Here is a 13902-nt window from a genome sequence, read left to right as displayed (position 1 = left end):
GCCGAAGAGGCGGGCCGTCAGGATGCACAGCGGTGACTCAGTGGTGGTGACCACCGTCGCCGTGCACATGGCCGTGGTCACGCTCTTCCTGGGTGGCTTCGCGCACTTCGATGATTTCCACGTCGAAGTGCAGGTCCTTGCCGGCCATCGGGTGGTTGAGATCCACATCGACCACGCTCATGCCGACCTTCTGCACCGTCACCGCACGCGGGCCGAAGTTGGTCTGCAGCACCACCTGCGTGCCCGGCACCAGCTTGGTGGCGCCGAAGTGCTTCTTGGGCACGCGCTGGCTCAGGCCTTCGCGGTATTCGCCGTAAGCCTCGGTCGCCTTGACGTCGACGCCGAAGCTCTCGCCGGCTTCCTTGTCCATCATGGCCGCTTCCAGGCCCGGGATGATGTTGCCGTGGCCGATCAGGATCGCCAACGGGTCGCGCTCCTTGGAGCTTTCGATCGGCTCCTGGCCGAGCTCGGAAACGGTGTAATGGAAGCGGACGACGCTGTCTTTTTCGATCTTCATGCCTGGCTCTGAATGGGGCTGCCCGGTGGCAGACGGTTGAGGACGGCTTGTAGGCCGTCGAGTGCGCCGCCATCATGGCGACCTTCGTAACCGCCCATTATCCCGGCTCGATGCCTATCACGCCAGTTGCTGCCGTTCGTCCCCGCACCGCCGCGGCCTGCCTGATGCTGGGTCTGTCGCTGCTGGCCGCCTGCTCGCAGGCACCCGTACGCCGCCCGGCGCCAGCACCTGCCACCGCACGCGTCTGGCCTCAGGTACCGCCGGCCAACCCCGCTGCCGCCAACAACATCCTCATGCGCGCCCTGGGCCTGGTCGGCACGCCGTACCGGTATGGCGGCAACACGCCGGAGAGCGGCTTCGACTGCAGCGGGCTTGTCACCTATGTCTACAAAGACGTGCTGGCGCTCTCATTGCCCAGGACCTCGCGTGACCTGGCCGCCGTGCAGGGGCCAAAAATTCCAGCGGAAAAATTGTCAACTGGCGATCTGGTCTTTTTTGGCTCCAGTGGAAGCGTGAGCCACGTCGGCATTTACGTCGGTGAAGGCCGCTTTGTGCACGCCCCAAGCAGCGGCGGTACCGTCCGCTTGGATTTCCTCGACGGGGCTTACTGGCGTGACCATTATTCAGGTTCAAAGCGGGTTTTACATTGAAATGTGACGTGTGTCACAAGTCATAAAACGGAAAGTTAACGTTTTTTGAACGTAACGAACCTTTCACCAAGGCATCATCCCGCATCGACAGCAGAATTGTGATTCCCGCGTGACGAACGACGAACAGCTCAACCCTGGCGCCGCACCGCATCCGCCCCGGAAACCGCTCCGCCTGTTGTGCGCCACCGCGCTCTGGCTCGCAGCACTTCCCGCCCTGGCACAGACCGCCCCCAACCCCTCTTCCGTTCCGCCGACGACCGCGTCTGAAAACGCCGTCGCTGCTGAGAAAGCCGCCACCCGCAGCCGCGCCGATGCCGCTGCCACTGCAACGCTGGCCGCCCTGCTTCCGCACCTGGCTGCCAACGACGCCATTCCCCTGATGGACCGCTCGGCGATGTTCGCTGGCGACCTCAGCCGCCTGCTCGCCAACTACGACGTCTCGCAGAGCGCCGCCAACGCGGCACAGAACGCCGTGGCCGACAGCAAGGTCCAGGTGATCCTGCAGCGCGCAATGGCCCTGCTGGGCACGCCGTACGTCTGGGGTGGTGAATCCACCGAAGGTTTCGATTGCAGCGGCCTGGTCGGTTACGTGTTCAAGACTGCGCTGGGCATCGAACTGCCGCGCGTCTCCCGTGATATCGCCCGCGATGAAACCGCCGAGCTGATCAAGGACCCGCACGCGCTCAAGGCCGGCGACCTGGTGTTCTTCGGCCGCCGCGGCCGCATCGATCATGTCGGCCTGGTGGTCGGCGACGGCAAGTTCCTGCACGCGCCGAGCCGCGGCAAGGACGTGCGCGTGGATTCGCTGGCCAGCGGCTACTGGAGCGAGAAGTTCATCCAGGCGCGTCGCGTGCTCTGATTGCCCGACCGGCTGCATAAACACGGAAAGCCGCGGCCTTGCCGCGGTTTTTTTTCGCCCCGCTGACGTTTGCGCACGACCCAGGGTTCGACTTGGAAGGCCCAGGGAAGTTGGTCAGCGACGTAACGCTAGCTGGGCTGCGCTTGTGCGCGGGATGATTGGACACGGCCAAGTCATCCGCGCAGCGCATGCCTACAAAGCAACAGCCTGACCCATCGGCAAAGCCCTCGTTCACGCATCTGCGTTGTCTGAGCGCATACCGAAGGCCTTGGCGCGAGAAGCGCTGGCTTCTCGATACCTGCAAGGGACTTCGGCCAGGGTCGATACAGTGCACTCGTGATGCCCCGCACCGCCCTGGGCTGCAGGCTTGCTGCTTCCGAGAACGCAGCCGCGCGGGTGAGGCAGCCGCGCACCCGACCAAGCAATGCCGTGGCGATTACCCGCCAGGGTGCATAGGCCACGATGTTGGCCCAAGCGATGTACTGCGGCCGTGGTGTAAGACGCTCTGCATCCGTACCGGCTAGGCCTGCGCCCGCACCCGACAACGGACCCAGACAGCACTGAGGTGTCCACGCTGTATGGAATCCAGATCCTGGACCAGTCTCTGGAATTAGTCGCGACGAAAGTAGTCGGCGGCGCACATGAGAAGAGCGGCCACACCACCGCATCCCCCTGATTTTATTGTCTTTCAGGCCATCGCCTGACTTGTACAGCACGCTTGGCACGGGTTCTGCTTAGGTCACTCCGAACGCGGCATTTCGCCTCTATCGGAGCAGGGCCTTGCTATCCACTTTCATACACACACCACTGTTTGAATTGCTCGCGCGATTCTGTATCGACATCGCAGCCGTGCTCGTGCTGATCTTCGGCATGTATTACCGGCGCCATCAGGACAAAGAACTCGTCACCGCCGCGGCGCTCTTCAACATCTTTGTCTTCGCCGTCCTCACCATCTTGTCGAGCGTCGAATTCAGTGTCGCTGCAGGCTTCGGGCTGTTCGCGATTCTCGCTTTGTTTACATTGCGATCCGAGCCGATCACCAAGATCGAGATCACCTACTTCTTCGGCAGTGTGGCGGTCGCGGTGATCTGCTCCGTGCAAGGCACCACGCTTCCGCTCATTGCTGCAACGGTGGTGCTGGTCTTGCTGGGCGCCTATGTCTTCGACCACCCGCGGATCGTGCATTCGGTCGAGAACATCAAGATCACGTTCGATCAGATCCACGCTCACGCACTTTCCGACCCCAAGGTGATGAACGCCAACATTGCCGAGCGCCTTGGCGTTGAGGTGGTGACCTATGAAGTCCGCGCCATTGATTACCTCAATGACACGGTCAGCATGCGCGTCTTTTATCGCAAACGTTGAGGAGGCCACCATGCACAGGCACATCAACAGCGCCGCACTTTCATACCGGTTCGCATCACCCATACCGGTGATCACCCCGGCAAACGCCATACAGTACAACCCACAAGGCGACGGCGGCGACACGGCCCTCCCTGATGTCAGCCAGGGTGGCGACTTTCGCGCCATTGGTCTGGCACGGCTCAACGAAACTGCGTCGATGCTGGTGCGACGCGATAACAAATATGTCGTGCATCAGCATCGCCTCGCGCCTGCCTGGCCGGAGCTGGCAAGGCAATTCGACATGCTGGAGATCGATGGCAAGCGCGACTTCCGCTACGACACCTGCTACTTCGACGACCCCGCCCACACCAGCTACTTCGATCACCACCGTGGCAGGCGCCAGCGCTGCAAGATCCGGATGCGTAACTATGTCGACGCACAGCTGTGCTTTGCGGAAATCAAACTGAAAGGAAAACGCGGACAGACTGAAAAGCAGCGGATTGCCTGCGCGCCAGACCAGTACGGCCGCCTTGATCCACAGACAGAGGCACGGATTCGTGCAGCCTACCGCGACCTCTACGCGCGCGAGCTCACACAAACGCTCGAGCCGATCGTATCGATGCGCTATCGCAGGATGACGCTGGTTGCCAAGGAAGGCGGCGAACGGATGACCATCGACCGCAGCATGGTGTTCATGGACGGGACCGGAACCTATCGCGTTGGCGAAGAATTGGTGATCGTCGAAACCAAATCGGGCAACGCCAATGGCATTGCCGACAAGATTCTCCGGGCCCTGCACCAGCACCCCACCAACAGTGCCTCCAAGTACTGCGTCAGCCTGGCTGCGCTGCGCAAGGTCTCCAAGTACAACAAGCTGCTACCGGCACTGCGCAAGCTTGACGCGGTGCCAACGCGCGATACACCGCCGACATGACCGCACAGCCGCCCGCCAGGCAAGTGCCTGCCCAACAAGCCTCTACTCTTCGAAAGGTTTTGCGCATGCATCCTAAAACACTGCTGGCCATCATCCTGGCCGCCGGGGCCTTTTTGACTGCGTGCAATCAGGACGCAGATGTGGCGACCGGTCATGCTGAGCGAGTACATCCGCAACCCGGCCCGATGCAAGCCGCATCCACCCGTTTCACATTTCCTCCCACAGCGATGGTTGGCGACATTCATCTGACCGCGCTTTCCGGCCTGGCCTGGGATGCCGACGAAGAGCTGCTATACGCGGTCTCCGACACGGGCTACGTGTTTCACTTCCGTCTCACGCTCGATGGCGATGCGATCGCCGACATCCAGCCAATTCGCGCTGCGCCCCTGGCGGACCCGCACCTTGCAGGTGGCACGCCCGAGGCATTCAACGCAGAGGGATTGACGCTGGTGAATGCCACAAACGGCATCCCTGGCGACACAGAGCTCATTGCGTCGCTGGAAGGCACTCTGCCCAAGATTGTCCGCTTCAGTCCAGATGGCACGGTGCTGGGCAATCTGCCCGTGCCACCACCAGCCGACGACCTCAACAACTATCGCAAAAAGGGACGCGGCCTGGAATCGTTGGCTATCCATCCAGCGCATGGCCTGATCACTGCGCCCGAGTCTCCACTGTTGCAGCAACCGCAGGATCAACACGCACTTTACGCAATTGGCGGGCATTGGTCCTTCGTGCGCCAAGCGCCAGACAGCCGGCTTAAGGGAATGGACGTCCTGCCCGATGGCTCGCTGCTTGTTCTTGAGCGAAGCCGACAAGGAGCGAAGGACGCGCTGTCGGCGAGCGTGCGCCGCGTGGACCTTTCCAACTGCACGAGAGACCAACAATGTGCGAGCCAGACGATTATCGTGCTGCCGGTCGGGCCGGACAATATTGAGGGCATGACGTTGCTGGATGCGCGGCATGTTCTGCTCGCAAGCGACAACGGCGGCCTGGTCACTCACGGCACGACCTTTGTGCTGCTCACACGGCCATGAGCATGGATCGTACGGAGCTCGTGCACCCATGAAAACCACACTACTGGTCGCACTCATGGCCTGCCTGGGCGCCATGTCGGAGGCTGCGGCAGTGGAGGTCACGGTTGGCGGGCGACTGCACCTGGACTACGCGCGGTACAACGCCGATGTCAGGCAGCTGGACAATGGCATGCTGCTGCGGCGCGCTCGCCTGGATATGGACGGCAAGCTCACCAGTGACTGGTCGTTTGAACTGGCGTACGACTTCGCCAATGTCTATGCGCTGACAAACACCGGCACCGTCAAGGACGGCGACTTCAAGGAAGGCTTCACCGACATCGCGTTGCACTACGACGGCTGGAAGCAAGCCGATCTCAACGTTGGCCAAACCAAGGTGCCGTTCGGGCTGGAGGAATTGAACAGTTCGAATGCCATCAGCTTCATTGAGCGCGCCTTGTCGACCGACGCGTTCGCTCCGTCCCGGCGGCTCGGCGCGGAAGTGAGCAGAAACCGCGATCACTACTCGGTATCTGTGATGGGGTTCGGCTCCTCGTTCGATGGTCGCGAACGTGGACGCGGCCTTGCTGCGCGCGCGACTGTCACACCGATTTATGCAGGCGGCGGCAACACCGTACTGCATCTTGGTATCGCTGCGGTGGTCGAGCGCCCTACCGGTGAGGTCAAGTTCACTGCGCGTCCGGAATCTCGTGCACTGGACGTCAGATTCTTGAATACGGGCGATCTGGTCGACGTCACCCACGTGGGCAGGCTCGGGCTGGAAGCTGCGGCGAAATCCGGCCCACTCTCCTTACAGGCAGAGTGGATGCAGACCGCGATCAAACGCGAAGGCATCGGTACGGATGCAACGCTGGAAGGCTGGTATGTGATGGGGAGTTGGGTGCTCACAGGCGAGTCGCGTCAGTACAGCAGCGGCAGATTCAAAGGTGTCCCCGTCCAACGGCCGGGCGGTGCCTGGGAAGTGACCGCGCGGTACAGCCATCTGGATCTGGACAACGCGCACGTACGGGGCGGCGAAGAAGACAATCTCACCCTGGGCGTGAACTACTACGCCAGCAAGCACCTGCGTATCATGCTCAACTACATCGACGTGCACAGCGAACGTCGGGGCAAGGCAGACAGCCCGCAGATTCTGTTGATGCGTGCGCAGCTGGCGTTTTAAGCCCGTACCGCGCAGCCCACCGTGGAGGCAACCTTGGCAAGAACCCGAATACTCATTGTCGATGACGAAGACAGCATTCGTTTTGGCATGCGAGACTTCCTGGAGTCGCGGGGCTATGGCGTTGTAGATGCTGACAGTTGCCAACGCGCGCGCGAACTCTTTCAAGCTTCGCCACCGGATGTTGCGGTCATTGATTACCGTCTGCATGACGGCAGCGCCATCGACCTGCTCCGTGACTTTCGGCAAATCGATGCAGATGTGCCGATGATTGTCTTGACGGCGTATGGGTCGATCGACCTGGCAGTGCAAGCCGTCAAGGAGGGCGCAGAGCAGTTCTTGACCAAGCCCATCGAAATGCCTGCGCTGCATGTGATCCTCAAGCGCCTGCTGGCCACACGACGGCTGCAGCGACAGCAGCAGGTGGTAGCGACCCGTGACAGGCGGGAGCGGGTCAACCCACTGTCTGGCGACAGCCCTGCAATCCGGGACCTGGCTGAGCAGGCGAGCAAAGTAATGCACACCGACAGCCCGATCCTCATCCTGGGCGAAACCGGCACGGGCAAGAGCCTGCTCGCCAAATGGCTGCACCATCATGGCATGCGCGCAGACGAGGCCTTCGTTGATCTCAATTGCGCGGGCCTGTCGCCTGATTTTCTGGAGACGGAACTATTCGGCCACGAGAAAGGCGCATTTACAGGTGCGACCGCGAGCAAGCAGGGAATGCTCGAGATCGCCGATGGCGGCACCGTCTTCCTCGATGAGATCGGTGATGTCGACCCCCGCGTCCAACCCAAACTGCTCAAGGTGCTGGAGGAAAAGCGCTTCCGTCGTCTGGGCGCAGTACGGGAACGCGAAGTCGACATCCGGCTGATTGCAGCCACGCATCATGATCTTGCCAGCAAGGTGAAAGAAGGCACATTTCGGAGTGATCTGTACTTCCGCATCAGCAGCATTCCATTGACGATGCCTGCGTTGCGTGATCGCAAGGAAGATATCGTGCCGCTTGCACGCACGCTCCTCGCACGCTCGTTGGCCGACCCCAGCCGTACGCCGCAGTTGACCGATGACGCCGCGCTGGCGCTGCGCGAGTATGCGTGGCCCGGCAATATCCGTGAGCTCCGTAATGTGCTTGAGCGCGCAGCATTGCTCTGCAATGACAACACCATCACCCGGCGCGACCTTCGCTTTGAGTCGACATCGGCACAGGATGCACACGCAGGCGATCTCAATCTCACCTTGCAACAGATTGAACGGCAACACATCAAGCGCGTCCTGCACGACGTGGGCGGCAAGGTCGAGCAGGCCTCGCTGCGGCTCGGCGTTCCACGCAGCACGCTTTACCAGAAGATCAAGTTGCATGGGATTGCGGCAGCGCCGGGTGATCCTGACTGACCCGGCTCACGCTGTCCTATGGCGCATCAGCACGGCAATGCCACCCGACGGGAGCAGGAGCGCCACATGGTCAAGGCAAGAATCTATGCGGGCATCACGGTCATCGTTCTTTTCGGCGTGATGTCGATGCTATACGTGTACCGCGGCCTGGCTGATGTCGTGGGCCATCTGACAAGGCTGGAGCAGGTCGATGCGCCTTTCAGCATTGCAGCGCTCGAGATGGAAAAAAATGTTGGCGAATATGCCTTCGGCGTACTGCAGTACGTCGCACAGCCGTTGCCGGATGTGCGCGCAGAAACCTCTAACGACAGCGCAGACTTTTCCCAGTACCACGCGAACTACATGCAGTTGAGTAGCACCAGGCGGGAAATCGAATTGGGTCGTCACCTGGCAAGGGACTTCGACAATCTCACACGGATCGGCGCCACCTTGATGGATAAACGCGACGGTCTTGATGTCACGTTCGAGAAGGTCAACGGGCTACTGGGAGACATCGATGCCCTCGTCAACCAGCAGATCCTGCACGTGGCCCCCACGCCCGAACCGATGCGACGCCGAACCCTTGCCGCACTTGCCAACGTGGAAGCAGAGGCGGCAAAGCTGGGCTTCTGGCTGTCCGCCTATGAGCGTCGGCCAACAGCACTGACGACGCGCCAGTTGCTGGAGAGAGCCGCCAAGCTCGATCGGGCAATTGCAGGGTATCGCCAGCTGCCGTTGCAGGCACGGGAGCGTCGCCTGGCCGGTGAGGTGGAAGCCTTGCACGTGCAGGTCAAGCGCGGAGTGGACGCACTGCTGACCGGCGAAGATGCCATGACCGCGCTTGCCAGCGACTTTGTTCGATTACAAAACCACATGGACGATGTCTCCGATGAAGAGATAGAGCCGCTTGCGGCGAAGGGGTTGACCGCGCCACAGAAAGAGGCAGACCGCATCGCGGTACGGGTACTGAACATGCTGGGCTATGCAATCCCGCTGTATCTGATCGTCGCGCTACTGGTTGGCGCGCTGCTGATTCTGTCGATCGTCAGACCGTTACGAAAGCTGGCATCGGGAACCAAAGCCATCGGTGCGGGCGACCTTCACTACCGTATCGTCGAACGAGGTAAAGACGAGTTCGATGACCTCGCACGGCAGTTCAACCTGATGGTGACGCGGCTACAAGAGAGCACGGTCTCCAAGGCACTGTTGGAGGAAAGCGAGCAGAAACTGAAGTTGACGGTCACCGACTTGCGGCAGGAAATTGCGGAACGCGAGCGCTCCGAGCGCGAACGCGGAAAGCTGCAGGCCGAACTGCGACGCAGCGAGGCGATGGCGGCGGTCGGTGCCTTGATGGCAGGCGTCGCCCATGAGGTGCGCAACCCACTGTTCGGCATCTCATCGACCCTGGATGCAATGGAGGCGACTTTCAACACAGGCCGAAGCGGCGGGAGGCATCAGGAAGTGCTGCGCCGCGAGGTCCGCAGGCTCAACAAGCTGATGACCGATCTCCTTGAGTACGGCAGGCCTCCAACAGAGGAATTCAGCTCCGGGCGGCTGGGCAACGTCATCGCCGAAGCGACGCGCATCTGCGCCCCAATTGCCGACGCCGGGAACGTTGTGATCGACAATCAGGCTGACTCCTATGACGGCGTGCTGCTGCTCAATCACGGGCGGATGCTGCAGGTATTCGTCAATTTGATCGAAAACGCCGTGCAGCATGCGCCGGCCGGTAGCCGCGTCGTTATCACCGCCCGAACGCTCGATGAGAATGGGCGCGCATCGGTCGAGTGTCGCGTGCAGGACGCGGGCAGCGGCTTCGCGCCTGACGACCTGCCGCTCATCTTCGACCCGTTTTTCACAAGGCGACGGAAGGGAACGGGCTTGGGCCTGGCCATCGTTCAGCGCATCGTCGAGGAGCACAAGGGCACGATCGCTGGTCACAACAGCCCGGAGGGCGGGGCCGTGATGGTCATGCGTTTACCCTTCATGGGCTGACCAATCGTCAGCAGAAGAGCGGCTCTATATCACCCTCCGCGGGGGGCGCTTGCCCCTCCCCGGCGCAGCGAGAGATGAGTGCACGCGCCACTCATGCGCAGCGCAGAAATATCAGAGAGGTGACGCGAGGCCGCATAACCACCGCTGGTCAGCGTCCGCTATCAGCCTGGTAATGCGCCATCGTGTCTTCGATGCCCTTGCTCAGCTCCATCACCTTGAGCGCGTATTCGGCCAGGCGTTGGTCTTCCGGTGTGGACGGCCGCCATGACGGCACTTCCACCGGGGTGACGCCGTCTGGATCCATCGCCACGAACACGATGATGCAGTGGGTGCACAGCCGCGAGTCGCCGCCCATCGGGCTGCGCGCGCGTACGTCGATGGCGAAATGCATGCTGCTGCGGCCGGTGTAGACCAGCTTGGCCGACACCGCGACCAGATCGCCAATGCGCACCGGCGCCACGAAGCGGATGCCGCCCACCGCCACGGTGACGCAGTAATGCCCGCTCCAGCCACTGGCCGCCGCAAAACCCACCTGGTCGATCCACTTCATGACCACCCCGCCGTGCACCTTGCCGCCGAAGTTGACGTCGCTGGGCTCGGCCAGGAAACGAAATGTCAGATCACGTTGTTGACCAATCACCGGGGTCTCTCGCCAAAGGATGAGCTTGAAGTGTGCCATGTGCGTGCGCGCAGGCGGGCATCGCCGTCGTGTTCAACGCACCACGTCCCGCCTGGATTCCGCTGAGTGGCATCGACGGCAAGCTGCGTCTCTACGTCCCAGCAGGCCAGCGCCTTGCGAGCAAATCCGTCATTCCTCCAGCAGGCGGCCGGACAAAGACCACTTGCAACGACGAATGCGCGCCGCGGATGCCCTTCCCGTTCTCGCCACCACGCAGGATCGATAGGCGCCTGCACATGCACGCACACGCGAAACTCCTTACGCTCGGCATTCCGGCACAGACGTGCCTGCTGCAGGACGCACCGCGATGCCAGAACGGCACATCCACGACCTCCTGCAGACACGCCAGCGCCTGGAACGCGACGGCTGGCCACGGCTGCAGATGAGCGCCATCGTGATGATCACCGCCAGTGGCGGGCTGCTGAGCTCGCACCTGCTGCGCAATGGCGGCATCGACGCGATGGTGCTGCGCTATCCGCTGGCCACACTCGTCGCCTATGGCCTGTTCTTGCTACTGATGTGGGCCTGGGTGCGTTGGCGCAACGACATGGATGACGCGCATGAGGAGCTGCTGGATCACAGCATCGACCTTGACGGTGGTAGCACACCAACAACGCCCGGCTGGACCGGCGGTGGCAGCTCCGGTGGTGCGGGCAGTTCCGGCACAGGGGGCGCACGAGTCAGCTCGGGGCTTTCGGAGGGCGATGCACTTCCGGACCTCATCGATGGCGATGCGGGATTGCCTGTCCTGGCAATCGTGGCGCTACTGGCTGCGTCCGTAGCCGCCCTGGTGGCTGCTGTCTGGGTGGTGTGGTCGGCACCGGTGCTGATGGCCGAACTCCTGGTGGACGCGGCATTGGCCGGCGGGCTGTACCGGCGGATGCGCGGCATCCAGGCCCAGGGCTGGTGGTGGCTGTGCGTCCGCCACACGATCTGGCCGCTGCTGGGCGTGCTTGTCTTCTTCATCGTGGTGGGCGCGGTTGCCCAGCACCAGGCGCCGGGGGCCACCACGCTGATGGAGGCCGTGCGAGCCCACTGACCCCGATCGATTGCCGGACCGTCAGTTGTCCTGCTTGCGCAGACACAACCACGGAAAATGCGGCTGCCGCCGTTTGAACAGGCGCCCCAACCGCGCGCTCGCGCGCCGGGGATCGAACAACCACTGCACGGCGAAGCGGTCGAAGCTGGCGTAGGTGTGCTGGTGATAGTGCGCGGCCAGCGCCGGGCATCCCAGGTCGGTGAAGTAACGCAGGCTGCGTGCGGCGCTTTCCCGGCCGCGTTGCGGCGTGGCGTACAGGGGGCTGTCGAGGATGTGCAGCTCGCCGCCTTCGCGCAGGCAACCGAGCAGGCGGCTGACGAGCGCGGCGGGATCGCTGAAATACTGCACGCAGGCGGGCAACACGATCACATCGAATACATCGCGCGGCAGCACCAGCGTGTGGATGTCGGCAGCGACGAATGTCAGCCGCGTGTCATGGCCGAAGACGCGCGCGGCCTGGGTCAATTCGGTGCGGTTGACGTCGACACCGCAGACCTCGCGCTGCAGGGCCTGCGCAAGCAGATGCGCCAACCACCCATTGCCGCAGCCCAGTTCGAGAATGGCGCCATGCCCGGCGTGCGTTTGCAGGTGCTGCACCAGCAGGCTGCTGGACAGCGCACGCACCTGCCACTCAAGCGTGTTGCCCAGTGCGCCACCGGGGCGCGGCAGGCTGCGCACCTGCGCGTCGGTGTACAGCCGGCCTTCCCTGCGCCGGATCTGCAGGTACTGCTGCTCGAACGGATCGTCGGGCAGGCCGTCCTGCACCAGCACACCGTCGATGACGTGCAACGGCGCAAGCGCCTGCAATTGCCCGCGCACGGTGGGAAACCCGTCTTCCATCACCGGTTCAGCGCAGCGGCGCCGCGCGATCGGTGGGCGGATCCTCGAGCCCCACGTTGGTGGATGCGGACTCGTAGATCGTCTTGTCCAGCAGACCGGTCTCCTTGGCCACCAGCACCGGCACCAGCATCTGACCGGTGACGTTGGTCATGGTGCGCATCATGTCGAGGATGCGGTCGATCGCGTACAGATAGCCGATCACTTCCAGCGGCAGGTTGGCGGCGCTGAGCACCACCGTGGCCATCACCACCGCGGTGCCCGGCACGCCAGCGGTGCCGAAGCTGCCCAGCACCGAGGCGATCAGCACCACGAAATACTGGTTGGCGGTCAACGGCACGCCGGTGTATTGCGCGATGAACACGGCGCACAACGCCGGGAAGATCGCGCCACAGCCGTCCATCTTGATGCTCGCGCCCAGCGGCACGGCGAAGGCGGCGTAGTCCTTGTTCACGCCGAGGTTGTGGGTGATCGAGCGCATCGCCACCGGCATCGCGGCGAAGCTGGACGAGCTCACGAACGCCACCTGCATCCCAGGCGCCGCACCGCGGAAGAACTTCCATGGGTTCAGCCCGTGCAGCAGCAACAGGCTGCTGTAGACCACCACGATGTGAAGCGCGCAGGCCACATACAGCGCCAGCACGAAATTGCCGAACGGCAGCAGCTTCGCAAAGCCGTAACTGCCCACCAGGCCGGCAATCAGGCCGAAGGTGCCCAGCGGGGTCATCTCCAGCACGAAGCGGGTGACCTGAATCATGATGTCGCTCATCTGCCCGGTGAGCTTGCGTGCCTCGGCCACGCGGTCACCCAGCTTGACCATCGCAAAGCCGAGCAGCGCGGCAAAGAAGATCACCGGCAGGATCGAGCCACGCCCGGCGGCCAGCACGGTTTCGCCGGCGGCATTGGTCTTGGTGCCGATGCCGGTCAGCGCGTAGAACGGGTTGGAGGGCACCACGTCCAGCAGCACCTTGATCGGGCTGGGCACATCGCGCGGCTTCCACGCCGAGTCCACGCTCAGGCTGAAATGGCCGGCGCCGGGCTGCATGATCGTGCCCACCGCCAGGCCCACGCCCACTGCCAGTGCGGCGGTGATGACGAACCACAGGAAGGTGCGCCCGCCCAAGGCCGCAACGGATTTTTGCCCGTGCAAGGACGAGATCGCGTTGATCACCGCAAAGAACACCAGCGGCACCGCGATCATCTTGATCAGGGTGACGTACAGATCACCCAGCGGCCCAAACCACACCTCGGCGGCCGGGCCCATGGCTGCGCCCGCGATCGCGCCCAGCACGAAGCCGGCCACCACGCGTTGCCAGAACGGAATGCGCAACCAGGCCGAGACCAATGTCATGCGTGAAATCATCCGGGGGGAGTGCATGCACCTTATCGCAGGGCCGCCCTGCCCGCGAGGCCACGACTGGAACAGCGGCGTGTCATCAGTGCGACGGATGCATCCCGGCATAATGGGCATTGATTCAGTCACG

13 protein-coding genes are annotated in these 13902 nt (G+C 62.7%); 9 read left to right on the top strand and 4 right to left on the bottom strand.

What is annotated here, in order from left to right:
- Nucleotides 1–37 precede the first annotated feature (37 nt).
- Nucleotides 38–517 carry a peptidylprolyl isomerase gene (locus ACD584_RS06035; RefSeq protein ID WP_011037712.1) on the bottom strand — a complete coding sequence of 160 codons (480 nt, stop codon included), beginning with the start codon at nt 515–517 and terminating at the stop codon, nt 38–40.
- 74 nt (nt 518–591) lie between these two features.
- Here ACD584_RS06035 and ACD584_RS06030 point away from each other — a divergent pair, with 74 nt between their 5' ends.
- The 8 genes from ACD584_RS06030 (at nt 592) to ACD584_RS05995 (ending at nt 9863) form a co-directional block, all read left to right on the top strand.
- The gene (locus tag ACD584_RS06030; protein ID WP_011037713.1) at nt 592–1167 is read left to right on the top strand and encodes a C40 family peptidase; all 576 of its coding nucleotides are present in this window, start codon (nt 592–594) and stop codon (nt 1165–1167) included.
- 109 nt (nt 1168–1276) lie between these two features.
- A complete protein-coding gene (locus tag ACD584_RS06025) occupies nt 1277–2026 on the top strand; it encodes a C40 family peptidase (protein ID WP_070690606.1) in 750 nt (249 codons plus the stop codon).
- A 780-nt stretch (nt 2027–2806) separates the two neighbouring features.
- Nucleotides 2807–3391: a DUF4956 domain-containing protein gene (locus ACD584_RS06020; RefSeq protein ID WP_012437921.1), complete on the top strand. Its 585-nt coding sequence runs from the start codon at nt 2807–2809 to the stop codon at nt 3389–3391.
- Nucleotides 3392–3401: 10 nt separating this feature from the next.
- Nucleotides 3402–4304, top strand: coding sequence for a polyphosphate polymerase domain-containing protein (locus tag ACD584_RS06015; RefSeq protein WP_012437920.1), 903 nt, complete (start codon nt 3402–3404; stop codon nt 4302–4304).
- A gap of 65 nt (nt 4305–4369) precedes the next feature.
- The gene (locus ACD584_RS06010; protein ID WP_228438019.1) at nt 4370–5338 is read left to right on the top strand and encodes an esterase-like activity of phytase family protein; all 969 of its coding nucleotides are present in this window, start codon (nt 4370–4372) and stop codon (nt 5336–5338) included.
- A 28-nt stretch (nt 5339–5366) separates the two neighbouring features.
- The gene (locus ACD584_RS06005) at nt 5367–6497 is read left to right on the top strand and encodes an OprO/OprP family phosphate-selective porin (protein ID WP_076036724.1); all 1131 of its coding nucleotides are present in this window, start codon (nt 5367–5369) and stop codon (nt 6495–6497) included.
- A gap of 33 nt (nt 6498–6530) precedes the next feature.
- Entirely contained in the window at nt 6531–7889 is a 1359-nt protein-coding gene (locus ACD584_RS06000) for a sigma-54 dependent transcriptional regulator (protein WP_076037832.1), read from the top strand.
- A gap of 66 nt (nt 7890–7955) precedes the next feature.
- Nucleotides 7956–9863 (top strand): HAMP domain-containing sensor histidine kinase, encoded by a 1908-nt coding sequence (locus tag ACD584_RS05995; protein ID WP_228438018.1) that lies wholly within the window; start codon nt 7956–7958, stop codon nt 9861–9863.
- A gap of 148 nt (nt 9864–10011) precedes the next feature.
- Here the strand turns inward: ACD584_RS05995 and ACD584_RS05990 are convergent, their stop codons facing one another.
- Nucleotides 10012–10503 (bottom strand): acyl-CoA thioesterase, encoded by a 492-nt coding sequence (locus ACD584_RS05990; protein ID WP_040942279.1) that lies wholly within the window; start codon nt 10501–10503, stop codon nt 10012–10014.
- Between the two features lie 322 nt (nt 10504–10825).
- On the opposite strand from ACD584_RS05990, the gene ACD584_RS05985 reads away from it, so the two are divergent.
- Nucleotides 10826–11581 (top strand): hypothetical protein, encoded by a 756-nt coding sequence (locus ACD584_RS05985; RefSeq protein ID WP_042598334.1) that lies wholly within the window; start codon nt 10826–10828, stop codon nt 11579–11581.
- Between the two features lie 21 nt (nt 11582–11602).
- Here the strand turns inward: ACD584_RS05985 and ACD584_RS05980 are convergent, their stop codons facing one another.
- Both ACD584_RS05980 and ACD584_RS05975 read right to left on the bottom strand, forming a co-directional pair.
- Entirely contained in the window at nt 11603–12421 is an 819-nt protein-coding gene (locus ACD584_RS05980; RefSeq protein ID WP_175611617.1) for a bifunctional 2-polyprenyl-6-hydroxyphenol methylase/3-demethylubiquinol 3-O-methyltransferase UbiG, read from the bottom strand.
- Between the two features lie 7 nt (nt 12422–12428).
- A complete protein-coding gene (locus ACD584_RS05975; protein WP_011037726.1) occupies nt 12429–13769 on the bottom strand; it encodes a dicarboxylate/amino acid:cation symporter in 1341 nt (446 codons plus the stop codon).
- Nucleotides 13770–13902 lie beyond the last annotated feature (133 nt).

This window comes from Xanthomonas sp. NCPPB 2922 (assembly GCF_041520885.1).
GTDB classification, from domain to species: domain Bacteria; phylum Pseudomonadota; class Gammaproteobacteria; order Xanthomonadales; family Xanthomonadaceae; genus Xanthomonas; species Xanthomonas campestris.
Note: the sequence above shows the minus strand (reverse complement) of the source record. Positions and strands in the feature narration are given on the sequence as shown.